The following is a 22,993-nucleotide window of genomic DNA, read 5'->3' as shown; positions in this document are numbered from 1 at the left end:
AGGCGCCCCCCGGTGCGGGCGCACACACCGTAAAGTGGCACGGCCGACCGGGCTACGCGTGAGACGAAGGGGGAGGGCGATCGGATGCCGCACACCGAGACACCGGGCACCGAGGCGGCTCCCGCACCGAGGTTGCGCTGGTGGACGGAGCTGCCGCTCCTCCTGCTGGTCTACGCGTGCTACACGGCGGGCCGGCTCCTCGCCCGGGGTGACGTCTCGACGGCCGTCGACCACGGTCTGGCGATCCTGCGGATCGAGAAGGCGGTGTACCTCAACGCCGAGCACCCGCTGAACCGCCTGTTCACGCGCGAGCCGTGGATAGGCATACCCGCCGACTTCTGGTACGCGTCGCTGCACTACGTGGTCACGCCGGCCGTGCTGGTCTGGCTCTTCCGCTCGCACGCGGTGCGCTACCGCGCCGCACGCACCTGGCTGATGACGTCGACCCTCATCGGCCTGATCGGCTTCACACTGCTGCCGACCTGCCCGCCCCGGCTGCTCGACGCGAGCCACGGCTTCGTCGACACCATGGCCCAGTACAGCTCCTACGGCTGGTGGGGCGGCGCGGCGAGCGCGCCGCGCGGCATGGGCGGCATGACCAACCAGTACGCGGCGATGCCGAGTCTGCACGTGGGCTGGGCCCTGTGGTGCGGGATCATGCTGTGGCGCTTCGGCGGTACGCGCCTGATGAAGGCGGCCGGCGTCGCCTATCCGCTGATCACCACGATCGTGGTCATGGGCACCGCGAACCACTACTTCCTGGACGCGGCCGCGGGCGCGCTCGTCATGGGCGCCGGTCTGCTCCTGGCGCCGGCCGTGATGCGCACCGCCGACCGCGTGAAGGCCTCGTTCGCCCCGGCCGCCGCAGCGGTCCCGGCGGACTCTTCCGCCGCTGGTTCCCCGATTGTCAGTGCCGGATGCCAGACTTCCGCGGGTGAGCGAATTCCACGGCAGCGCGAGTCGCGGCTCGCAGCGGGAGCCGAGCCGAGTGCCTCCCCCAAGGACGCGGGGGACGGCGCTCCGGCACCGGCTCGCTGAACTGCGCGGCCCCGACGTCCCCGCGAAGGCACTGGACGCGCGCGCTCTGGCGGCGCTGGCCGCCAACCCGGGCTGTGCGCGGCGCGCGATCCTGGACGGGGCGGGGGTGAACAAGGCGGCGCTGGCGAGCGCGCTCGGCTCGCCGTCGGCCTTCGGGCAGTCGCAGTTCGCGCTCACGCGGGGCAACGCCTTCGAGGCGAAGGTCAAGGCCGACGGCGGCGCGGAGCTGCTGCGGCTGGTGCACGAGAAGCTGGACCACTCCGCCGAACCCCCTGCCCGGGCGCGCGTGCCCGACCTGACGGCGACCGGCCCCCAGGGGCGCACGGCGCGTACGGCGCTGGAACTGCGGGAGGCCGCCGCGCACCCGGGCGCGTGGACACTGCTGGACCACCCGATGCTCGCGCTGGACGTCGCGGGCTCCCCGGCGTACCTGGAGCCGGACGCGGTCGTGGTGCACCCGGACGGCAGTTGGACGGTCGTGGAGATCAAGTCGTTTCCGCTGCTGGACGGTTCGGCGGACCCGGCGAAGGTCGGGGCCGCGGCGCGGCAGGCGGCGGTGTACGTGCTGGCGCTGGAGGAGGTCGCCGCGCGTCTGGACCCGGCCCCGCGCGTGCGGCACCGGATCCTGCTGGTCTGTCCCCGGGACTTCTCCAACCAGCCCGCCGCGTCCGCCGTCGACATCCGTAAACAGCGGGCGGTGACGGCGCGCCAGCTGGCCCGGCTGACCCGTGTCGAGGACATCGCCGACGCTCTGCCCGAGGGCACGTGCTTCTCGCCCGAGCTGCCCGCCGAACAGCTGTCGGCGGCCGTGGAGTCGGTCCCGGCGACCTACGCGCCCGAGTGCCTGTCCGCGTGCGAGCTGGCCTTCCACTGCCGGTCCCGGTCCCGCCAGGAGGGCGCGGTGACCACGCTGGGGCGGCCGGTCCGGGCGGAGCTGGGCGCTCTGACGACCGTGGAGGACGTCCTCGCGGCCGCGCGCGGCGAGGCGGGCGATCCCGACGACCCGGCCGTGGCGGCCCTGCGGCGGGCGGCGGCCCTGCGCGCCGAGGCGCTGGAGGCGGCGTGTCGCTGATCTCCACCCTGGCCCGCCTCGAAGCTGTCAGCACCGGCCGCGCGCAGCCCGCCGCCACCGTCCGGCACCGGCATCTCGGCGAGCGTCCGCTGGTGTTCGTGCCGCTGACCACCGCGGGTGAGGCCGGGGCCCCGCTCGGCGCGCTGGTCGGCACCGACCGGGACGCGCCGCGTCTGCTGGCCGTCCCGCAGCCGCGCGACCGTGACCTCAGGTTCGCGTTCCTGGCCGAGCTGGCCGACATCGTGCTGCCGTACGTCGACTCCTTCGCCGAGACCGTGGAGGCCGCCGAGCGCACCGAGACCGACCCGGAGACCGGCAAGCGCGTCAAGGTCGAGGTCGACCTGTGCGCGGACGCGCCGCAGCTGATCGTGCCGAGCCGGGCGGGCATCGAGCTGGTGCGGCTCCTCGGGCGTTCCATGCGGTTCAGGCGCACGGCCGAGCAGGATCCGGAGGCCCCCTTCCCGGCGCCGCCGCGGGTGCCGCTGCTCGGGCGGTGGCTGACGCACTTCGGGGAGCGGGCCCGGGTGCCCGGTTCCTCGCTGCTGCTGGCGATGACCGAGGTGCTGGGCCGGCACTGGGCGACCGGGCAGTCCTCCCTCGAGGACCAGCACCTGGGGGCGCTGCTCGCCTGGATCGACCCGCCGGAGGGCGTCACCGGCGCCGAGGCCGCGCTGCGGGCCGAGCTGGAGCGGGACGCGCAGGGCCAGCTGACATGCCCGCCGGCCGGTCCGGCCACCGACCCGGCGTTCGACAACAAGCTGCTCGCCCCGGCCATCGAGCGCTACGACCGTGCCCGTACCGCCCTCGCCGCCGCCGAGGACGGTCTGGAGGCCGACGACCGGCTCGGGGCGCTAACCGCCGCCGAGCGGGAGATCCGCCATCTGGTGCTCAGCCGCACCCGGCCCACCTGGGACGCGGTCTGGCGGGGCCTGGACCTGCTGCGGGAGCTGCCCGAAGGGACGCGGGTCGAGGAGCGGTGGACCCGCGACCGCTGGTCGTTCACCGGCCACCGCGACCGGGTCCTGGCCGGCGAGCCCCCGCAGCCGCGCCGCGACGACGCGGTCACCGCGGCGAACAAGCTCGCCACACGCGAGCGCGAACAGGCCCGGCTGGAGGCCCAGGAGGCCCTGGACGACCCGCTGGTGATGGCGGGCCGCCGGCTGGCCGGGGAGGCGTTCGCGGGTGAGGTCACCGACGTCGTGATGGCGTACAGCGAGGGCAAGCGGCCCAGCCCGCGCCCCCTGGTCACGGTGCGCACGGACGACCGGCCGCATCTCGGCGAGCGGACGAAGGTGTACCGGTCGCTGGGCGGCAAGCCGCAGTCGGCGGAGTTCGTCACGGCCGAGGAGGACGGCGCGTACGTCGTGCTGCGGATCCTCGACAAGATGGGCCGCGGCAAGGAGCCCGAGCCCGGGTCGGTGCCGGAGAAGGGCGACCGGCTCTGCTTCACCCTGTTCGAGCACGAGCAGCGGGGCGGGGCGAAGCTGCCCGACCCGGAGGAGACACCGTGGACGCACGGCGGGCCGCCCGGTGAGGCGACCCTGGAGCCCGCCGACCCGGTGACCGAGGAGGACGTGCTGTGACCACGGTGTTCGATCCTTCGGCCGCGGCGGCGCAGGCGACCGACGCGATCCTCCACGACACGCTGCGCGGCACCGCGCGCGGTGTCGTCGTGGACTCCCCGCCGGGCGCGGGCAAGTCCACGCTGGTGGTCCGCGCGGCCCTGGAACTGGCCGAGGCGGGCCACCCGCTGATGGTGGTCGCGCAGACCAACGCCCAGGTCGACGACCTGGTGCTGCGGCTCGCCGAGAAGAACCCGGAACTGCCCGTGGGCCGGTTGCACAGCAGCGACTCCGACCCGTACGACAAGGCGCTCGACGGGCTGGAGAACGTACGCAAGTCGGCCAAGGCGGCCGACCTCGCCGGGCTGGCCGTGGTGATCTCGACGGCGGCGAAGTGGGCGCACGTCAAGGTCGACGAGCCGTGGCGGCACGCCATCGTCGACGAGGCGTACCAGATGCGGTCCGACGCGCTGCTCGCGGTGGCCGGGCTGTTCGAGCGGGCGCTGTTCGTGGGCGACCCGGGGCAGCTCGACCCGTTCGCGATCGTCGGCAGCGAGCAGTGGGCGGGCCTGGCGTACGACCCGTCGGCCTCGGCGGTGACGACCCTGCTCGCGCACAACCCCGATCTGCCCCAGCACCGGCTGCCGGTCTCCTGGCGGCTCCCGGCCTCCGCGGCGCCCCTGGTCTCGGACGCGTTCTACCCGTACACGCCGTTCCGCAGCGGCACCGGTCACGGTGACCGGACCCTGGCCTTCGGCGTGCCGTCGGACGGCTCGGGTCCCGACCGGGTGATCGACGAGGCGGCCGAGTCGGGCTGGGGCCTGCTCGAGCTGCCCGCCCGGCACACTCCGCGCACGGACCCGGAGGCGGTCCGGGCCGTGACACAGGTCGTCCGCCGCCTGCTGGACCGCGGCGGCGCGGCGATCTCGGAGCGCTCGCCCGAGCCCTCGCCCCTCACCGCGGACCGGATCGCCGTCGGCACGGCCCACCGGGACCAGGCGGCGGCGGTGCGGGCGGCCCTGGCCGTCCTCGGCGTCACCGACGTGATCGTGGACACCGCCAACCGGCTGCAAGGTCGTGAGTACGACGTCACAGTCGTCCTCCATCCCCTGTCCGGCCGCCCCGACGCCACGGCCTTCCACCTGGAGACCGGCCGCCTCTGCGTCCTGGCCTCCCGCCATCGGCACGCCTGCATCGTGGTCTGCCGAGCGGGGGTGGGCGACCTGCTGGACGACTATCCCTCGACGGAGCCGGTCCAGCTGGGCACGGTGGTGAAGTTCCCGGACGGCTGGGAGGCCAACCACGCGGTGCTGGCGCACCTGGCGGAGCACCGGGTGGCGTGGCGGGGGTGATCCGGCCGGAACACGACGCATCCCGGGCGGCGTGACGGACGCCGGTGGTGCGGCGGCCGTATCCGCTACGGCGATGCCCACTTGCGCGCCCGCGAGACAATGGACGGTGGCCCGCTCCACCGGGAGGGTCAGCGCGATGTACGAGGAGGAGACACCATGGCGGAGCCCACGCCGCGTCGGAACGAACCGCGGCTACGCCCCGCGCCCCTGCTCTTCGAGCCCGCGGAGGCGGCCTCCGACCCCGAGCACTTCTTCGATCTGGAGTCGATCGACGACCCCCGGGCGCTGCTGTCCCGGGCGACGGAGCTGACGCTGGCGTTCCGGGCCGCGGCGGACCGGGCGGTGGAGTTCCAGGCGATGGCGGCGGCGCAGCTGGCCGATCCGCGCAGGTTCGACCGGCTGACGACCGCGGACATCGCCGAGCGGGCCGAGTGGACCGAGGACTACGCCAAGAAGATGGTCGAGTTCGGTCGGGGGCTGATGCGGGGCGACGCCGAGGGCCGCAGGCCCGGCGACACCGCCTGACCGCGCGGACACGGGCTCTCCCCGCTCCCATGGCATATGCCAGGCGGGCAAGATACCCCTCCCCACCCCGCCCTGTCCCGATTTCCCGCAACCCATGGGAACCGGGCGCTCACGGCGGGTAGACCTGGTTGCCATGAGCAGCGCATGGAACGCCTCCGATGTCACCCCGGACGGGGCCGCCTGGCTCGCCTCGGCAGGAACGTATCCGCGAAGCACGCTCGCCCTCTGGGAGGAGCGCCCGGACGCACCGGTCGTGCTGCCGTGCGGGTCGGTCTTCGACGTGGTGAGCGCGCCGGCGATGTTCGGCCGGCGGATGCTGGACCGGCTGTGGGACGACGGCCCCGGCTCGGGCCCGGTCGCCCAGTTCCGGGGGCGGATGCTGCTGTTCGCCGCCCCGGGGACGGCTCAGCGGCTCCCCGCGCTGCTGGAGTGGGAGGAGTGGGGCGCGCGGGACGGCCGGGACACCCGCCGTACGGACGCCGTACCGCCGCTGCTGTGCCACGGCACCGGTGACGCGGTGACCGTTCCGGCGCCGTCCGGCCCGGCCGAGGCCGAGCCCCGGTGCACCTCCCGCTGGCTCGTCGCTCCCGACACCCGTCAGCCCTGGCTTCCCGGCCCCGAGGTACTGCTCTGGGCGGCCGTCCGGGCGGCCCGCTCGGCGGTGCGGATTTCGATTTTTCCTCCCGCCGACCAGGGTGCTAAGGTCTACGACGTCAGCAGGCGCCGCTAGCTCAGTTGGTTAGAGCAGCTGACTCTTAATCAGCGGGTCCGGGGTTCGAGTCCCTGGCGGCGCACAGACGGTGAAAGGCCTCTCGCGAAAGCGAGGGGCCTTTCGCGTGCCGCCGAAGAGGTCCGTCAGTAGCCCACCGCGATCTTCACCGTCCAGGCCCCCGAAGCCGTCCGCCCCTCCACCTTCACCCGCACCCCCTCCCCCGGCACCGTGAAGCTCTCCCCGATGCCGATCGGCGCGTCCGCGAGGGGCGGGTAGACGGAGTCCTCCCAGCAGGCCTCGGTGCGCGGATGGGCGTCGATCACCTCGATGGGGCCGCTCCCGGACCGCGCCCCGCCCCGCACCCGGTACACGAGCACCCCCTGCCGGCACGCGCCCTCGTCGTTGCCCACCGGTCCCCGCGCCTCGAGGGCGAGCACACTCTCGGGCCCCGTCCGCACCACGGCGAGCTTGGTGCCCCACCCGAGTCCGAAGGGCTGCGAGCCCGCGGTCCCGGTCGCCGGTCCTCCGGGCCCCGCCGCCAGCGGTTCCAGGGTGAGCCGGGCGGGCCCCGCGTCCTGCACGCACCGCACCTGCCGGGGATCGAGCCAGCCCAGCTTCCACTTGTGCCAGGCGAAGAGGTCGGGGGCGAGTCCGAACTGGCTGCCCATCAGGTCCCAGTCGCCGACGTGCGTGTCCCAGTCGCCCTTGCCGTCCACGGGCCGGTGGTACAGATCGGGCAGGTCGAACACGTGCCCGGTCTCGTGGGCGAGGACCAGCCGGTCCGGCGGGTGCTGCTCGAACACGGTGACGATCCGGCGCAGGTCGGTGCCGTCGGCCCGCAGCGGGCTCGTCAGGTTCACCACCTTGGTGGCGTCGGAGTCCACGCCGGGCGCGTCCGGGTCGGCGACGAAGTACACGACGTCGTAGCGCGAGAAGTCCACCTGCGGGTCGGTCACGGAGAGGGCGTCCTGCAGGTACGCGGCCCGGTGCTCGGGGCTCCAGTCACGCCGTATGTCGTACGCGGTGGACGGCTTCGGCATCCGGATCCAGTGCGGCAGCGCGTGCGGGCGCAGAGTGAAGCGACCGTAGGACGCGCGTTCGAAGAAGTGGGTGGTGGAAGGGAAGTGGTCGGCGGTCAGCTCCTGCGGGGTGGTCAGCGGGTGGGCGTCCGGGAAGGACAGGAAGACCATGACCGCGTCCAGGGCCCGGACCGGGCGCGGATACGCGGCGTTCCAGGTGTCCAGACCCTCCGAGTGGTGGGCGTCGGTCCGCGTCAGCGCGCAGGGCGCGGCCGAGTCGGACCCCGCCGATGAGGGGCCGATACCCAGGGAGGTGGCGGCGAGCGCGGACATGGTGGTGAACACGGCCGCGGTGCTGCGCAGTCGGGCGCGCGGAAACGGACGCGGCACAGGTACCTCCGGGTGCGGTTCGCGGGACACCGCACCCAGCCTGTGGTGATTTGTCGTACCGCGCCCTGTTTGCCTGCACCGGTCGGGTGAAGGGGCCGAAAAAACCCGGAAGCCGACACCCCCGAAGCACTCACAGAACGTCACAACTGGTCGGGGGCCTGAAGAAGCCGTCCAGGCGCGTGCAGAAACGATCTGGCAGAAGGGCCGGTTGGCCGGGAAGGCCGGACACCGGCTGGAAGGCCCCGGGGCCAGCCTCTATGATCGGCACACTTTCCTGACCTTTCCTGCACGGACAGAGATCGAATACATGCGGGAGCGAGCGGTGAGCGGAACCTTCGAAGGGCCGGCGCCCGCGGCAGACCCGGACCGGCCGGTCGTCACAGAGAGTGAGATCCATACGTCTCCCCGTACCGAGCCCCCCTCCCGGCAGCCCTACCGGTCCGTCTTCGCGGCCGCCCCGCTCGCCATGGCCGTCGTGGACCGCGAGGGCTCGGTCGTCAGCGCCAACGCCGCGCTCGCCGCGCTGCTCGGCGGCAGCCCGGAGGAGCTCGCCGGGTCCGTCGCCGCCGACCTGGTCGATCTGACCTCCGACGCCCGCACCTGGCACGCCTACCGGGAGGTGCTGCGCGGCCGGCAGTCACGGCTGCGCTGCACGCGCCGGCTCAAGCACCCCGACGGGCACTCCTTGTGGGTGCAGGTGACGGTCGCTCCGCTGCCCGCCGAGGACGGCGCCGTGCTGCTGTCCGTCGCCGACATCAGCGCCCGCCGGGAACTCCAGGCCCGGCTGCGGCACTTGCAGATGCACGACCCGGTGACGCGGCTGCCCAACCGCACGCTGTTCTTCGAGCGGCTGTCGGCGGCGCTGGAGGCGGAGTCGTACGAGCAGAGCGGCACCGGCCGGATCGGGCTGTGCTACCTGGACCTGGACGGCTTCAAGGCCATCAACGACACCCTCGGCCACCGGGTCGGGGACCGGCTGCTGGCCGCCGTCGCCGAGCGTCTGACGCGTTGCGCGGACGAGGCCGGTCACGCCCGGACCAGCATCCCGCTGGTGGCCCGGCTCGGTGGTGACGAGTTCGCGCTGCTGGTGGAGGACTCCACCGGCACCGAACAGCTGGCCGAGCTGGCCGAGTCGGCGCTGCGCGCGGTCCAGGACCCGTTCGACATCTCCGGCCAGCGGCTGTCGGTCTCGGCGTCCATCGGGGTCGTGGAGCGGCACGCGGCGGGCACCACCCCCACCGCGCTGATGCAGGCGGCGGACACCACGCTCTACTGGGCGAAGGCCGACGGCAAGGCCCGCTGGACCCTGTTCGACCCGGAGCGCAACGCCCACCGGATGACCCGCCAGGCCCTCGCCTCCACGCTCCGCCCGGCCATCGACCGGGGCGAGTTCCAGCTGGAGTACCAGCCGCTGGTGGGCATGGAGGACGACCGGCTGCACGGGGTCGAGGCGCTCATCCGCTGGAATCATCCTCAGTTCGGCGTACTGACGCCGAATCGGTTCATCGGACTTGCCGAGGAGGACGGTTCCATCGTCCCGCTGGGCCGCTGGGTGCTGCGCACGGCCTGCGAGCAGGCCCGCCGGTGGCAGCTGGACCACCCCGACGAGCCGCCGATCTTCGTCAGCGTGAACGTGGCGGTGCGGCAGGTCTGGGACTCGGACCTGGTGGCCGACGTCGCCGAGACCCTGGCCGAGACGGGCCTCGCGCCGCATCTGCTCCAGCTGGAGCTGACCGAGTCGGCGGTGATGGGCTCGGCGGGCCGGCCGTTGCAGACGCTGAAGGCCCTGAGCGACATGGGGGTCCGCATCGCCATCGACGACTTCGGCACCGGCTACTCGAACCTCGCCTATCTGAGCCGGCTGCCGGTGTCGGTGCTGAAGCTGGACGGGTCGTTCGTGCGCGGCTTCCAGTACGACGACCGGGAGGCCGCCGCCCGGGCGAACCCGGCCGACGAGGTCGTCGTGGAGGCGATGATCCAGCTCGCGCACCGGCTCGGACTGACCGTCACGGCCGAGTGCGTGGAGACCTCGGCCCAGGCGACCCGGCTGCGCAGCATCGGCTGCGACACCGGACAGGGCTGGCTCTACTCCCGTCCGGTGCCGCCGGACCGCATCTCCGAGCTGCTGGGCACGCCGGACGTTCAGGCGGAGGCGGGCGTCGCCAACCCGTAGGCGTCGGCGATGAGTTCGTAGGAGCGGACGCGGACGTCCCCGCCGTGCGCGTTGGCCGTGATCATCAGCTCGTCGGCGCCGGTGCGCTTGGCGAGGTCGTCCAGGCCCACGCGGACCTCGTCCGGGGTGCCGTGGATGACGTTGGCGTTCCAGGAGTCGACGAACTCGCGCTCCATGGGGCTGAAGGTGTAGGTCTCGGCCTCCTCCGGGCTGGGCACCAGACCGGGGCGGCCGGTGCGCAGCCGGACCATGCTGAGGGCTGCGGCCAGCACCTGGCGGCGGGCCTCGCGCTCCTCGTCGGCGGCGAGTGCGGAGACGCCGATCAGAGCGTACGGCGCGTCGAGCACCGCGGACGGCTGGAAGGACTCGCGGTACAGGTCGAGCGCCGGGATCGTGTTCCGCGCCGAGAAGTGGTGCGCGAAGGCGAAGGGCAGGCCCAGGGCGCCGGCCAGACGGGCGCTGAATCCGGACGAGCCGAGCAGCCAGACCGGCGGGCGGTGCGGGGACTGGACGCCGCCGGGGGACGTGGCCTGCACCGGGCCGGGGACGGCGTGGACACGGCGGTACGGGTGGCCGTCGGGGAAGTCGTCGTCGAGGAAGCGGATCAGTTCGGCGAGCTGCTGCGGGAAGTCGTCGGCGCCCTCGTCCAGCCGGTCCGTGCGGCGCAGGGCGGCGGCGGTGGCGCCGTCCGTGCCCGGGGCGCGGCCGAGACCGAGGTCGATCCGGCCCGGGGCCATGGCCTCCAGCGTCCCGAACTGCTCGGCGATCACGAGCGGGGCGTGGTTGGGCAGCATCACACCGCCCGAGCCGAGCCGGATCCGCTCGGTGTGCGCTGCGAGGTGGGCCAGGATCACGGCCGGGGACGAGGAGGCCACGCCGGGCATGGAGTGGTGCTCGGCGACCCAGTACCGGTGGAAGCCGCGCCCCTCCGCGAGGCGGGCCAGCTCGACGCTGGTGCGCAGGGCGTCGGAGGCGGTGCGCCCGGCCCCGACGGTGACCAGGTCCAGTACGGAGAGGGGGACGGGGGCGCTGCCCTGCGCTGCGCCGCGTATCTCGTCTGCCGCCACGGTGGGGTGCCTCCTGCTGTGGGCCGTGTGCTGTCGTTCCGGCTGTAACAGGGGACTGTCTCCGGTTATTCCGGGTCAGGGCGCCGGGAGCTTCAGGCGGCCCGCTCCCAGTCGCTGTGCACATTCTCGTGCGGGGGCGGGCGGTCGGCCTTCTCCCGGGCCCGCAGGACGCTCCACGCGAGGGCGCTCGCGCCGGTGAGCCACCAGGGCAGAAGCCACGCGACGCCCCACCAGGAGACCTGGGGATCGAGGAGGGCGTCCACGGCGGCGGAGGCCATGGCCGCGGCCAGGCTCCAGCACAGCAGACGCCCGGCCAGCTGGACAGCGCTTGCAGAGGATCTGAACGGGCCCTTTTCGGCCATCGGGGAGTCCTTCACGGCACGACTGGCTGCGGATGTGGCCAGTGTGCCCGGGATGGACGACAGAAGGGGAACGCGCTTTCGGTCAACCCAAGAGCTGTTCGAGGTGGCGGAGTTGAGCATTCCTCAGCTATCAACTGAGGGTTGGTGCGGTTATGCCCCGTACTGCCCCCAAGAAGGGGTGGGACCGATTCCGGCCCGTACGCAGGGAGCGTTCGAGGGCACGGCCCTCTTTTCTCGACCGCTGCGGCTGCATGAGCGGGAGCGGGGCCGGACTGCGCACCCGTCTGCGCGGCGCGGCCTACAAGGGTGGGGAGGGGGGCCCGACTGGGTGCCGTCCGCAGCAGGCGCGGGCGGCACCGGTCGGGCCCGTCGGCCTCAGGCCTGGACGAGTGGCTCCCTCGTGAAGAGGGCTCCCAGTTCCGGTGCGTTCACCCGGCGGTCCGCCAGACGCAGGGCCTCCCAGACCGTGACCTGGTTGGCGGTGAGGACCGGCTTGCCGAGCTCCTTCTCCAGGGCCGGGATGTGCGCCGCCGTATGCAGGGCCGTGTCGGGCAGGAGGAGGGCCTCGGCGTCGGGGTGGTCGGAGTTCCGGGCCAGGGCGAGGAGCTCGCTCTCGCCCCACGTGCCGACCTCGGCGGCCGTGATGATGCCCGAGCTGTTCACCGACACGACCTCCACGCCGGCCACGTCCAGGAAAGCGGTGAAGAGGCGCGCCACGTCCTCCGGATACGTGGCCCCGACGGCGACCCGCCGCACCCCCAGCTCCCGCACCGCGTGCGCGAACGCGAAGGACGTGGACGAGGCGGGCATGCCGGCCGTCTGCGCCAGCGTGCGGACCTGCTCCTGGGCACCCTCCCAGCCGTAGACGAAGCTGCCGCTGGTGCAGGCCCACACCACCGCGTCCGCACCGGCGTGCCGCAGTTCCTCGACGCCCGCCGCCAGCCGGCCCGCGGAACCCATCTCGAGCAGCGCGTCCACGCGGTGCGCGTCCTCACCGATGTCGGTGTGCACCAGGTCCACCCGGATGTCGCTGCCCAGCAACTGCTCGATGCGCGGATAGTCGTCCTCGGCGGAGTGGCCCGGGTAGAGAAATCCCAGTGCTGTCATGTCCAGCCTTCCTGCTGCTGCTCTTCTTCCGGCAGTACGGGACCGGGGTCCGCCCCCGGCGCTGCGGGACCGGAACGCGCCGCCGGATTGATCAGCGCCTGGTACGGCCCCACCGCACGGGTACCCAGTCGGCGCAGTGCCGCCCACATCGTCACTTGGTTGGCCGAGATCACGGGGATGCGCAGCTCGGCCTCCAGTTGGGGGATCACGTCGTACGTGGGCAGGTTGGTGCAGCTGATGAACAGCGCGTCGGCGTCGTCGCGTACGGCCTGCCGGGCCATGTCCACGACTTCCCGGTAGGGGACCTTCCAGATGTGCCGGGTCAGTCCCATGAAGGCGCAGCCGGCCACCGCGACGCCGGCCTGGGCGACGTAGGCCTCCAGCGACCGGGTGACCGAGACGGTGTACGGCGTCACGAGTGCCACCCGCCGTACGTCCAGCTCGACCAGGGCCTCCAGCAGCGCGCCGGAGGTGGTGACCGACGGTACGGCTCCGGCCCTGCTCATCGCCTCGCACATCGCCCGCTCGCCCATCGTGCCGCCGACGAAACTGCCCGACGTGCAGGCGTAGGCGACCACCTCGGGGGCGATCGCGGTCAGGGTGCGGACCGCCTCGCTCAGCGTCTCGTGCTCGCTGACCAGGCGGGCCAGGTCCAGACTCACCTCGACCGGCACGTACGGGGTGCGGGTCACGTGGAGCGAGACCTCGTCCGGCACCCAGCGCCACAGCTCGCGGTCGAGGGCGAAGTCGAAGGGGGCGACGACGCCGACCCCACGCTGCGGGGCGGGCCCGCCGAGAAATGAGACGTCCATGGCAGGCACCGGCCTCACGCTGGGCAACGAGTGTGCAACGGATCGTGGGAACGCCCGTGTTGACGACGGTAGGTTCGGGTGCGAGCGTGGTCAATCCGCCCGGATCGCTCCTCGGCCGAGACCGGGCCGACCCGTCGTCACCGACCGGCCGGAGGAACGGCTGCTCATGCCCATCCCCACCCTCCTCGTCCTGGACGCCGAACCCCTCCCCCGCCTCGGGCGCCTCACCGGTCACGCCCGTGTCGAGCACACCGACGCGGCCGGGCTCGCCGAGCGCCTGCCGCGTGCGGATGTCCTCCTGGTGTGGGACTTCACCTCGCACGCCGTGCGGGACGCCTGGCCGGGAGACGGCCCCCGGCCGCGCTGGGTGCATACGGCGAGCGCCGGTGTGGACCATCTGATGTGTCCGGAACTCGCCGCTTCCGACACGGTGGTGACGAACGCGCGCGGCGTCTTCGACCAGCCGATCGCGGAGTACGTCGCCGCGCTCGTCCTGGCGATGGCCAAGGACCTGCCGCGGACGCTGGAGCTCCAGCGGGAGCGGACCTGGCGCCACCGCGAGGCTCACAAGATCGCCGGGACCCGGGCCGTCGCGGTCGGTTCGGGGCCGATCGGCCGGGCGATCGCGCGCACCCTGGGAGCGCTGGGCATCAAGACCGCGCTCGTGGGCCGCACCGCACGCCCAGGCGTGCACGGCCCGCAGGACACGGACCGGTTGCTGGCCCGCGCCGACTGGGTGATCGCGGCGGCACCGCTCACGGACGAGACGCGCGGGATGTTCGACGCCCGCCGCTTCGGCCTGATGCAGCCCTCCGCCCGGTTCATCAACATCGGCCGCGGTCGGCTGGTCGTCGAGGACGCGCTCGCCGAGGCCCTGGCCAAACGCTGGATCGCGGGGGCAGCCCTGGACGTCTTCGAGACCGAACCCCTCCCGGCCGAGCACCCGTTGTGGCGGGCCCCGGGCCTGATCGTGTCCCCGCACATGAGCGGCGACACCGTCGGCTGGCGTGACGAACTCGGCGCGCAGTTCGTGGAGTTGTACGAACGGTGGGCTGCCGGGAAGCCGCTGGAGAACGTGGTCGACAAGCAGCGTGGGTATGTACCCGGACACTGACGTTCCCGGGAGGGTGGATGACCGAGCTCACCGAGCTGACCGCCGTACGGCTCCTCGAGGGGTACCGCAAGGGCGAGTGGGGTCCCGTGGAGGCGACCAGAGCGGCGCTGGAGCGGGCCGAGGCGATCCAGCCGGAGGTGAACGCCTTCGTCCGGCTGACCGCCGAGGACGCGCTGGAGCGGGCCCGGGAGTCTCAGGAGCGATGGCGGCGCGGTGAGCCGCGGGGGCTGCTCGACGGGGTGCCGGTCACCGTCAAGGACATCCTGCTGCTGCGCGGGGCGCCGACCCTGCGGGGCTCGAAGGCCGTGGACCCGGCGGCCGGGCGGTGGGACGAGGACGCCCCCTCCGTGGCCCGGCTGCGGGAGCACGGGGCGGTGTTCCTCGGCAAGACGACGACCCCCGAGTTCGGCTGGAAGGGCGTGACGGACTCGCCGCTCAGCGGGATCACCCGCAACCCGTGCGACCCCTCGCGCACCGCGGGCGGTTCGAGCGGCGGCAGCGCGGCGGCCGTGGCGCTCGGCGCGGGACCGCTGTCGCTGGGCACGGACGGCGGCGGCAGCGTCCGCATCCCGGCGTCGTTCTGCGGGATCTTCGCGCTGAAGCCGACGTACGGGCGCGTGCCGCTCTACCCGGCCAGCGCGTTCGGCACGCTGGCGCACGTCGGGCCGATGACCCGGGACGCGGCGGACGCGGCGCTGCTGATGGACGTCATCGGCCACCCGGACGCACGCGACTGGTCGGCGCTGGCCGCCCCGGCCGGTCCGTACACGGACGCCCTGGCGGGCGGGGTGCGCGGACTGCGGGTGGCGTACTCCCCGTCCCTGGGCGGGCAGGTGGCGGTGCGGCCGGCCGTCGCACGGGCGGTGCGGCGGGCGGTGGAGCGGCTGGCGGAGCTCGGCGCGTACGTCACGGAGACCGACCCGGACCTCACCGACCCGGTGGAGGCCTTCCACACCCTGTGGTTCAGCGGGGCGGCCCGGGTGACCCAGCATCTCGGCCCGCACCAGCGGGAGTCGCTCGACCCGGGCCTGCGGGAGATCTGCGCGCGGGGCGCCCGGTACTCGGCGCTGGACTATCTGGCCGCGGTGGACGTGCGGATGGACCTGGGCCGCCGGATGGGTCGCTTCCACGAGACCTACGACCTGCTCGTCACGCCGACCGTGCCGATCACCGCGTTCGAGGCGGGCGCCGAGGTGCCGAAGGGGTCCGGCCTCCGGCGGTGGACGGGCTGGACCCCGTTCACCTACCCGTTCAACATGACGCAGCAGCCCGCCGCGAGCGTGCCGGTCGGCGCGGACGGGGACGGCCTGCCGGTCGGACTCCAGCTCGTGGCCGCCCGGCACCGGGACGATCTGGTGCTGCGGGCGGCCCACGCGCTGTACGAGGCGGGGGCGGCCTGCGCCGGCCCGTCTACGCCCTCCGGAAGCTGAGCGTCTCCCCCGCAGCTCCCGACCTCCACAGGTCGTTGCACGCCTCGGCCATGGTCTCCAGGCCGTCGACGACCTGACCCCAGACGATGCCGGGGACCCAGCCGACGTCGCCGTTCAGCAGCAGGTTGTTGCGCTCGTAGAACAGGGCCAGGTCGACGAGCGTGGTCCCGGCGCGGACCTCGCGGTCGTAGCCGTAGGCCTTGGTCCCCAACTCCGCCCCGGCGAAGGTGAAATAGCACAGATCGCCGGGGATGGGGGTGATGGTCGGGTTCTCCAGGGGTGGCTCGGCTCGGGCGAAGGGCGGGAAAAGGGCGTAGATCTCGTTGCGTGCGTACTTCGCGTGGTAGACGTCGCCGGCCAGCGGAAGGGAATCCCAGACGGCCGCGCAGGTGATCGGCGCGCGGTCGTCCAGCAGCCTGGCCGTGCAGGTGACGTCGCGCTTGACCAGCGAGACTTCGATGTAGCGATCAGCCATGCCCTCCATGGGAGTGCCCACCGCCGCCGCGGTCAAGGGCGCGCGGGACGAGTGCGGGGCTTGAAAAGGTCGGCATAACCCGGATGCGGTCGGGTAGCCGCGCGCCCATGGCTCCACCACTGAGAAGCCCGTACAGAAGCACACTGCGAAGTCCCGAACCCATATCCGGGCCCGCCTTCGGGCCCACACGCCGGTCGCTGCTCGCGGGGGTGGCGGCGCTCGGCGCGCTGGGTGCCGCCGGTTGCAGCAGGGTCGCCACCGCCTCGGACGTCGAGGGCGGTGATCTGCTGGACCGGCTCCGGGCGGCGGGCGTCGTCCGTCTCGGCATCGCAGGCGAGATCCCGTTCGGCTTCATCGACAGGAACGGCGAACTGACCGGTGAGGCACCGGAACTGGCCAAGGTGATCTTCAAGCGGCTCGGCGTCGACCGGGTGCAGCCGGTGCCCACCGAGTTCGGCTCGCTCATCCCGGGCCTGAACAGCCAGCAGTTCGACGTCGTGGCCGCCGGGATGTACGTCAACCCCGAGCGCTGCGAGCAGGTCGTCTTCGCCGACCCCGACTACCAGATGCTCGACTCGTTCATCGTGCGCAAGGGCAACCCGAAGGGGCTGCACAACTACCAGGACGTCGTCGAGAAGAAGGCCACGTTCGCCACCGGGACCGGGTACGCCGAGATCCAGTACGCCGTCGAGGCGGGGTACGAGGAGAGCGAGATCCTGATCGTCCCGGACCAGGTCGCGGGCCTGAACGCGGTCGAGGCGGGACGCGTGGACGTGTTCGCCGGCACGGCGCTGACGACCCGTGAGGTGGTGAAGAAGTCCTCCAAGGCGGAGGCGACCAGGCCGTTCGCGCCGCTCGTGGACGGCAAGCCGCACGTCGACGGAGGTGCCTTCGCGTTCCGGCCGACGGAGACCAACCTGCGGGACGCCTTCAACGTGGAGCTGCGCAAGCTCAAGAAGAGCGGTGAACTCTTCCGCATCCTGCGGCCCTTCGGTTTCACGAAGGCCGAGATGACGGATCTGACCGCGAAGGAGCTCTGCGGCGGATGACCTCCGGGCTCTGGGAACTCGTGCTCAAGGGCGTCTGGGTCACGATCCAGCTGCTCGTGTGCAGCGCCCTGCTGGGCGCCGTGGTGTCCTTCGTCGTCGGCGTGGCGCGCACCCACCGGCTGTGGATCGTCCGCTTCCTCGCGGGCGTCTACACCGAGGTGTTCCGCGGCACGTCGGCGCTGGTGATGATCTTCTGGGTGTACTTCGTGCTGCCCATCGCCTTCGGCTGGCAGCTGGTGCCGCTGTGGGCGGGCACCCTCGCGCTCGGCCTGACCTACGGGGCGTACGGCTCCGAGATCGTGCGCGGCGCGCTGAACGCGGTCGACCCCGCGCAGAAGGAGGGCGGGATCGCGCTCAGCTTCACGCCCTGGCAGCGGCTGCGGCTGATCCTGCTGCCGCAGGCGGTGCCGGAGATGATCCCGCCCTTCTCCAACCTGCTGGTCGAACTGCTCAAGGGCACCGCCCTGGTGTCGATCATGGGCATGGGCGACCTGGCGTTCAGCGGCAACCTGGTGCGCCTGGCGCTCCAGGAGAGCGCGGAGATCTACACGATCGTGCTGCTGATCTACTTCGTGATCGCCTTCGTCCTGACCCGCGGGATGCGCGGCCTGGAGCGCAGGCTCAAGTCCGGCACGGGCAAGCCGGTCGGGAGCACGCCCGACCAGGAGCTGGACCGCCCGCAGACCACCGGTGTGGGAGGTGCTGTCGCATGAAGTGGGACTGGAGCGCTGTCGGCGGCTTCCTGCCGCACCTGTGGGACGGTCTGCTGGTCACCCTGCAGATCCTGGCCCTCGGTTCGCTGATCTCGTTCGCGCTGGGCCTGGTGTGGGCCCTGCTGATGCGGACGCCCTCGCGCTGGGTGACCTGGCCCGTCGGCGTGGTCACTGAGTTCGTCCGCAACACCCCGCTGCTGGTGCAGCTGTTCTTCCTCTTCTACGTGCTGCCCGAGTGGGGTCTGACCTTCTCGGCGCTGACCACCGGTGTCTTCGCGATCGGGCTGCACTACTCGACGTACACGATGCAGGTCTACCGGGCCGGCATCGAGGCCGTGCCGGTCGGCCAGTGGGAGGCGGCGACGGCGCTGAACCTGCCGCTGCGCCGGACGTGGACCGCGGTGATCCTGCCGCAGGCGGTGCGCCGGGTCGTGCCCGCGCTCGGCAACTACGTCATCTCCATGCTCAAGGACACGCCGATGGTCATGGCGATCACCGTGCTGGAGATGCTCGGCCAGGCGCGCCTGTACTCGCAGGAGCACTTCCAGTTCACCGAGCCGCTGACGGTGATCGGCGTGGCCTTCATCGTCATTTCCTACCTGGCCTCCCTTGCCCTGCGAGCCCTGGAGCGACGCCTTGCCCACTGACACCCTCCCCACCCCCGGGACCGGCCCTGAGAAAGACCCCGCCCGGAGCGGCGGCGAGCTGATCCGGCTGGAGCGGGTCACCAAGCGGTTCGGCGACAACACCGTCCTGGACCACCTGGACTTCTCGGTCGACGCCGGCAGGCACGTCACCCTGATCGGGCCGTCCGGCTCCGGCAAGACCACGATCCTGCGGCTGCTGATGACCCTGCTCAAGCCCGACGAGGGCACCATCACGGTCGACGGGCAGCAGCTGTTCCCGGCCTCCGACAAGCAGGTCCGCGAGGTCCGCAAGAAGATCGGGATGGTCTTCCAGCAGTTCAACCTGTTCCCGAACATGACGGTGCTGCGCAACATCACCGAGGCGCCGGTCACCGTCCTCGGCCTGTCGAAGGACGAGGCGGTGGAGCGCGCCAAGGGCCTGCTCGACATGGTGGGCCTGGCCGACAAGTGCGACGCCCACCCGGCCCAGCTCTCCGGCGGCCAGCAGCAGCGGGTGGCGATCGCCCGGGCCCTGGCGATGCGCCCGCAGGTGCTGCTCCTGGACGAGGTGACCTCCGCGCTCGACCCGGAGCTGGTCGCCGGTGTGCTCGACGTCCTCAGGGACATCGCCCGCTCCACGGACATCACCATGCTCTGCGTGACCCACGAGATGAACTTCGCCCGGGACATCTCCGACCAGGTACTGATGTTCGACTCGGGCCGGATCATCGAGTCGGGCCCGCCGGAGAAGATCTTCGGCGACCCGGAGCTGGACCGGACACGGGAGTTCCTCAGCGCAGTGCTGTGACTACCCTCCGCGACCAAGCGGAACCCTGAACCCTCCGGCTGGGGCATGCTTCTGGAATATGCCAGAGTGTCATTGCCCCAGCCCGGGGCCCCGCGAATCTTGTCAACCCCCGCTCCGCGCAAGCCCATTGCCGGTTAACCTGGAACAGGTTCACTGACCGGATTACGGCCCTACAGCAAGCGCAGGGGGAGACCACCGTGGCGCTGAAGCACGAGCCGACCACCCCGTACCACTCGACCCAGGAGGCCCTGCGCGTCCTGGAGACGGTGGCGCGCGGTTCCAGCGGTGTCACCGACACCGAGATCGCCCGGCACACCGGCATCGCCCCGGAGCGGTTGACCGCGCTCCTGCGGATGCTGCGCCGCGAGGGCTATGTCGAGCAGATCGCCGACGGCGCGTACGTCACGGGCGAGACCCTGATCCGCCTGGGCTCCGCCCACCACCGCGAGCAGGCCCTGCGCGAGCGGCTCCAGCGCGCGCTCGACCGGCTGCGCGACGCGGTCGGCGCCGCCGTCTACATGAGCCGTTACGTCGACGGCGAGATCAGCATCACCCAGTACGCCGACAGCCCGGCCACGCCCAAGGTCAACGAATGGGTCGACTTCCGCTCCTCGGCCCACGCCACCGCCATCGGCAAGAGCCTGCTCACTCAGCTCGACCACGCCGGACGCCGCGACCACCTCGCCCGGCACAAGATGGCCCGTCTCACCTCGCGCACCATCACCAGCGACCGGCTCCTGCTCTCCCGCCTGGCGGCCCAGCCGCCCACGGTGCCCGTCCTGGACCTCCAGGAGTACGCGATCGGCACGGTCTGCGCGGCCGTCCCGATCACGGCCGGTTCCTCCGTCGGCTGCCTGGCCCTGTCCCTGCCGGTCGAGCACGCCCACCGCCTGCGCCAGGCCGCCGACGCTCTCAACCGCCAGGCGGCACCGGTCCTGCTCTCCATGGCGATCTGACCCTCGCCCGGGTGGTCCGGAGCACCCCTCGGCATTGGGTATTATTTTCTCCGTCGCCCGCCGCGGAACACGGTTCCAGCGGCAGGCGGGAGTCATGCGCCGCTAGCTCAGTTGGTTAGAGCAGCTGACTCTTAATCAGCGGGTCCGGGGTTCGAGTCCCTGGCGGCGCACAGATGAGGGGCCTCTCGTGGGAGCGAGGGGCCCCTCGGCGTTGGTCGGGATTCCCGCTGTTCAGAATCCGGCGGCATCCGACGCGATCGACGACATCTCGGTGTACACCACCATGAAGCCGACGCAGAACACGGCGATCACGCCGAGGAACGCCAGGATGCCGAACGTGGCCGCCGCGTGCTTGGTCCGGCTCGGCGCGTGGGCCGTGGCCCGGACCTGGGGGCCGTCGGTGTAGTAGACGGTGACGAGGTCGCCCTCGATGATCGTCCCCCGCCCGTTCTCCTCCTCGAACCGGATCACACGGCCGTCGCGCGCGGAGAACTCGTAGACATGGTGCAGCGTGGTGCTGACAGAGGTGTCGCCCCCGCCATGGGTGGTCGTGTAGGTCCGCAGGCAGCGCGCCTGAGCCGTCAGACCGCTGTCCCAGGCGCTGCGGATCTGGAGCCAGCGACGCAGCACGCAGAACGCCATGACGAGCACGCCGGCCATGATCAGGCCGGGTATGCCGTAGAACAACACGTCCATCGCGGATCCCCCGAGGTCGATGCGCAGGACCCGAGCGGCCGGCGTGAGGGGAACCTACCCACGCCGGCCGCCCCGGTGACTCAAGGGAACCTCAAGGTTTCAGAAGGTCACGTCCGAGCAGGCGTAGAACGCGTTGGCCGTGTCGGCGATCGTCCACACGGCCACGATGACGTGATGGCCGCTCAGCCCCGACGGCAGCCTGCCGCTGTGGGAGAGCGTGGACGGCGGGCGCTGCCCGTTGTACGGCACCGTGAAGAACGGTGTCAGGTTGAGGTCGGACCGGGCCAGGTTGTGGTCCTGATTCCAGCCCGGCTTGGTGATGTAGTACTTGAAGTCGGTCGTGGCGTGCATGGCCGTGAACTGCCAGCGGAACGTGTAGCTCTGACCGCCCGACACACGGGTGGTCGGCCAGGCGGCGCCGGACGGGGTCCGCGGTGCGCTGAGCTGGCTGAAGTGGCCGAGGCCGGCGTTGCATATCTGCCCGTCGGCCGGGCCGGAGCCGGGGAAGCCCTTCGGGCCCTCGACGCTCTGCGGCTCCCACTGGATCGAGCCGCAGCCCGTCACGGTGCCGTTCTGGCAGAGCTTCTGCCGGCTGATGGGGAGGTCGGTGTAGCCGTGGCCGCTGGCGCCGCCGGAGGAGAGCACGAGGGCTCCGGTCGTGGCCAGTCCCACCGCGGCCGCGGACAACTTGGTCCTTGTACGCATGCTGCCGCTCCTGGAGAACGTGGGGGAAGTTCGGTGAGCCGTGCGTGTAGGTCTAGACCAAGTTCGAGATTATGGGCGCTAGTTGAACATGTCCATACCAATCACGGGGTCGTTTCTCCGCGCCCGGCGCAGAACGCCACCGTCAGGTCCTTCACCAGCGCCTTCCGCTCGTAGTCGTCGAGTTCGACCAGGCCCCGCACGGTCAGCCGGGTCACGGTGTCCTCCACCGAGTCCACGACCGACGTCAGCACGGTCGCCCGGTGCTGGGCGTCCAGCGCGGCGATCCGGCGGCGGTGCATCGCGGCGGCCACCTCCGGGGCGTACTCCACGCGCACCGGCTGTACGGAGAACACCTCCAGACCCACCGGTGCCGCGTCCGCCGCCACCAGCCGGGTCAGCGCCTCGCCCGCCGCGTCCCCGGCCACCTTCGCCCCGCCCGGCATCTCCACCGGCACCCGCGCCAGAGCCGCCTCGACGCACTCGCGCAGATACGTCTCGTGGTCGTCCACGGCCAGCGTGGCCCGGGCGGTGTCCCGCACCCGCCACACCACCAGGACGACCACCCGCAGCGCGACCCCGCTCCCGTCGGCCGCCGGCACCGGCTCGCTGCGCCAGTGCCGCAGCCGTACGTCCACCCGGCGGCGCAGCAGCAGCGGGTTGACCCACAGCAGGCCCGAGCGCCGCACGGTCCCCCGGTAGCGGCCGAAGAGGCCCAGCACCCAGGCGCCCCCGGTGCGGCCCCGGGCCAGCCCGCCGAGTCCGAACAGCCCGAGCGCCCCGGCCCCGGCGTAGGCCGCCCACTGCGCGGGACCGAGTCCGGCCCCGGCGTACGCGGGCAACCGCAGCGCCTCCAGGGCGAGCGGCGGCAGCACACCGGCCCACCAGGAGGTGGCCACGCCCCCGGCCGCACCGCAGGCCCCGGCCAGTACGCCCGCGGCGCCGGGCAGCACCCGCGCGGGCCGCTCCACCAGTTCCGGGTCGACCTGCGGCACCGGGCGCTTCGGGGCGGGAGCCGGGCGCCGCAGGCGCGGCTGCTCCCCCGTGCCCTGCCTGCGGGCGACGACCGCCGGTTTCAGCGGGACCGGCGCCGGATGGGGGTCGTCACGGAACAGCAGGTGGACGGGGATCTCGGTGGTGGACTCGTTCTGGATGAGCCGGGCCGGCCGGGCCGGGCCGTCGGCCGGCCCGTCGGGCTCGGACGTGTGGGACGTGGTCGTACTCATGCGTGCC

23 protein-coding genes and 2 tRNA genes are annotated in these 22,993 nt (G+C 72.4%); 16 read left to right on the top strand and 9 right to left on the bottom strand.

All coding sequences use genetic code 11. The annotated features are described in order from the left end of the window. The first annotated feature begins 84 nt into the window (after positions 1-84). From AC0665_RS05710 to AC0665_RS05680, 7 genes are all read left to right on the top strand, one after another. On the top strand, positions 85-1,038 hold the full coding sequence (locus AC0665_RS05710) for a phosphatase PAP2 family protein (RefSeq protein ID WP_468633403.1): 954 nt from the start codon (positions 85-87) through the stop codon (positions 1,036-1,038). Next, positions 989-2,110: a hypothetical protein gene (locus tag AC0665_RS05705; protein ID WP_478602030.1), complete on the top strand. Its 1,122-nt coding sequence runs from the start codon at positions 989-991 to the stop codon at positions 2,108-2,110. The genes AC0665_RS05710 and AC0665_RS05705 overlap by 50 nt, the downstream gene beginning before the upstream one ends. Next, entirely contained in the window at positions 2,101-3,693 is a 1,593-nt protein-coding gene (locus AC0665_RS05700) for a hypothetical protein (RefSeq protein ID WP_478602028.1), read from the top strand. The genes AC0665_RS05705 and AC0665_RS05700 overlap by 10 nt, the downstream gene beginning before the upstream one ends. Beyond that, a complete protein-coding gene (locus AC0665_RS05695) occupies positions 3,690-5,024 on the top strand; it encodes an AAA domain-containing protein (RefSeq protein WP_478602027.1) in 1,335 nt (444 codons plus the stop codon). Before AC0665_RS05700 ends, AC0665_RS05695 begins: the two co-directional genes overlap by 4 nt. 156 nt (positions 5,025-5,180) lie before the next feature. After that, positions 5,181-5,549 carry a hypothetical protein gene (locus AC0665_RS05690; protein ID WP_363122075.1) on the top strand — a complete coding sequence of 123 codons (369 nt, stop codon included), beginning with the start codon at positions 5,181-5,183 and terminating at the stop codon, positions 5,547-5,549. A gap of 133 nt (positions 5,550-5,682) precedes the next feature. Continuing rightward, positions 5,683-6,279, top strand: a complete 597-nt coding sequence (locus tag AC0665_RS05685) for a bifunctional DNA primase/polymerase (protein WP_478602025.1) — start codon at positions 5,683-5,685, stop codon at positions 6,277-6,279. Beyond that, positions 6,270-6,343 (top strand) — tRNA-Lys (locus AC0665_RS05680). The genes AC0665_RS05685 and AC0665_RS05680 overlap by 10 nt, the downstream gene beginning before the upstream one ends. A 61-nt stretch (positions 6,344-6,404) precedes the next feature. On the opposite strand, the gene AC0665_RS05675 is transcribed toward AC0665_RS05680, so the two are convergent. Beyond that, a complete protein-coding gene (locus AC0665_RS05675; RefSeq protein ID WP_478602023.1) occupies positions 6,405-7,670 on the bottom strand; it encodes a M6 family metalloprotease domain-containing protein in 1,266 nt (421 codons plus the stop codon). A 307-nt stretch (positions 7,671-7,977) separates the two neighbouring features. Here AC0665_RS05675 and AC0665_RS05670 point away from each other — a divergent pair, with 307 nt between their 5' ends. Beyond that, the gene (locus AC0665_RS05670) at positions 7,978-9,843 is read left to right on the top strand and encodes a putative bifunctional diguanylate cyclase/phosphodiesterase (protein ID WP_478508038.1); all 1,866 of its coding nucleotides are present in this window, start codon (positions 7,978-7,980) and stop codon (positions 9,841-9,843) included. Here AC0665_RS05670 and AC0665_RS05665 read toward each other — a convergent pair. From AC0665_RS05665 to AC0665_RS05650, 4 genes are all read right to left on the bottom strand, one after another. Further along, positions 9,813-10,910: an LLM class flavin-dependent oxidoreductase gene (locus AC0665_RS05665; RefSeq protein ID WP_478704487.1), complete on the bottom strand. Its 1,098-nt coding sequence runs from the start codon at positions 10,908-10,910 to the stop codon at positions 9,813-9,815. The genes AC0665_RS05670 and AC0665_RS05665 overlap by 31 nt on opposite strands. Before the next feature lie 92 nt (positions 10,911-11,002). Further along, a complete protein-coding gene (locus AC0665_RS05660) occupies positions 11,003-11,272 on the bottom strand; it encodes a hypothetical protein (protein ID WP_478704486.1) in 270 nt (89 codons plus the stop codon). Positions 11,273-11,647: 375 nt separating this feature from the next. Continuing rightward, a complete protein-coding gene (locus AC0665_RS05655; protein ID WP_366052024.1) occupies positions 11,648-12,379 on the bottom strand; it encodes an aspartate racemase/maleate isomerase family protein in 732 nt (243 codons plus the stop codon). After that, positions 12,376-13,191 carry a maleate cis-trans isomerase family protein gene (locus AC0665_RS05650; protein ID WP_468409501.1) on the bottom strand — a complete coding sequence of 272 codons (816 nt, stop codon included), beginning with the start codon at positions 13,189-13,191 and terminating at the stop codon, positions 12,376-12,378. Before AC0665_RS05650 ends, AC0665_RS05655 begins: the two co-directional genes overlap by 4 nt. Before the next feature lie 166 nt (positions 13,192-13,357). Between AC0665_RS05650 and AC0665_RS05645 the strand changes: the two genes are divergently transcribed. After that, a complete protein-coding gene (locus AC0665_RS05645) occupies positions 13,358-14,305 on the top strand; it encodes a D-2-hydroxyacid dehydrogenase (RefSeq protein WP_478704485.1) in 948 nt (315 codons plus the stop codon). A 17-nt stretch (positions 14,306-14,322) separates the two neighbouring features. Beyond that, positions 14,323-15,735 (top strand): amidase, encoded by a 1,413-nt coding sequence (locus AC0665_RS05640; RefSeq protein ID WP_478704484.1) that lies wholly within the window; start codon positions 14,323-14,325, stop codon positions 15,733-15,735. On the opposite strand, the gene AC0665_RS05635 is transcribed toward AC0665_RS05640, so the two are convergent. Further along, entirely contained in the window at positions 15,716-16,210 is a 495-nt protein-coding gene (locus AC0665_RS05635; RefSeq protein ID WP_363122063.1) for a DUF3830 family protein, read from the bottom strand. The genes AC0665_RS05640 and AC0665_RS05635 overlap by 20 nt on opposite strands. Before the next feature lie 107 nt (positions 16,211-16,317). Between AC0665_RS05635 and ehuB the strand changes: the two genes are divergently transcribed. The 6 genes from ehuB (at position 16,318) to AC0665_RS05605 (ending at position 20,532) form a co-directional block, all read left to right on the top strand. Continuing rightward, entirely contained in the window at positions 16,318-17,259 is a 942-nt protein-coding gene (ehuB, locus tag AC0665_RS05630) for an ectoine/hydroxyectoine ABC transporter substrate-binding protein EhuB (protein ID WP_478704483.1), read from the top strand. After that, on the top strand, positions 17,256-17,972 hold the full coding sequence (ehuC, locus tag AC0665_RS05625; RefSeq protein WP_478508046.1) for an ectoine/hydroxyectoine ABC transporter permease subunit EhuC: 717 nt from the start codon (positions 17,256-17,258) through the stop codon (positions 17,970-17,972). Before ehuB ends, ehuC begins: the two co-directional genes overlap by 4 nt. Next, positions 17,969-18,619 (top strand): ectoine/hydroxyectoine ABC transporter permease subunit EhuD, encoded by a 651-nt coding sequence (gene ehuD, locus AC0665_RS05620; protein ID WP_468633380.1) that lies wholly within the window; start codon positions 17,969-17,971, stop codon positions 18,617-18,619. Before ehuC ends, ehuD begins: the two co-directional genes overlap by 4 nt. Further along, the gene (gene ehuA / locus AC0665_RS05615) at positions 18,609-19,406 is read left to right on the top strand and encodes an ectoine/hydroxyectoine ABC transporter ATP-binding protein EhuA (protein WP_468409513.1); all 798 of its coding nucleotides are present in this window, start codon (positions 18,609-18,611) and stop codon (positions 19,404-19,406) included. Before ehuD ends, ehuA begins: the two co-directional genes overlap by 11 nt. A gap of 197 nt (positions 19,407-19,603) precedes the next feature. Then, complete coding sequence (locus tag AC0665_RS05610; protein WP_478602011.1) at positions 19,604-20,362, top strand: IclR family transcriptional regulator; 759 nt, start codon at positions 19,604-19,606, stop codon at positions 20,360-20,362. Between the two features lie 96 nt (positions 20,363-20,458). After that, positions 20,459-20,532, top strand: a tRNA-Lys gene (locus AC0665_RS05605). A 61-nt stretch (positions 20,533-20,593) separates the two neighbouring features. Here AC0665_RS05605 and AC0665_RS05600 read toward each other — a convergent pair. The 3 genes from AC0665_RS05600 to AC0665_RS05590 all read right to left on the bottom strand — a co-directional run bounded on the left by AC0665_RS05600 (position 20,594) and on the right by AC0665_RS05590 (position 22,986). After that, positions 20,594-21,058 carry a hypothetical protein gene (locus AC0665_RS05600; RefSeq protein WP_478704482.1) on the bottom strand — a complete coding sequence of 155 codons (465 nt, stop codon included), beginning with the start codon at positions 21,056-21,058 and terminating at the stop codon, positions 20,594-20,596. A gap of 99 nt (positions 21,059-21,157) precedes the next feature. Beyond that, complete coding sequence (locus AC0665_RS05595) at positions 21,158-21,763, bottom strand: lytic polysaccharide monooxygenase auxiliary activity family 9 protein (RefSeq protein WP_468409518.1); 606 nt, start codon at positions 21,761-21,763, stop codon at positions 21,158-21,160. A gap of 101 nt (positions 21,764-21,864) precedes the next feature. Then, positions 21,865-22,986: an SPFH domain-containing protein gene (locus tag AC0665_RS05590; RefSeq protein ID WP_478704481.1), complete on the bottom strand. Its 1,122-nt coding sequence runs from the start codon at positions 22,984-22,986 to the stop codon at positions 21,865-21,867. Positions 22,987-22,993 lie beyond the last annotated feature (7 nt).

The sequence above is a fragment of the Streptomyces sp. NPDC043685 genome (genome assembly GCF_056436585.1).
The sequence above is the reverse complement of the archived record's forward strand: the minus strand, read 5'-3'. Positions and strand labels throughout refer to the sequence as shown.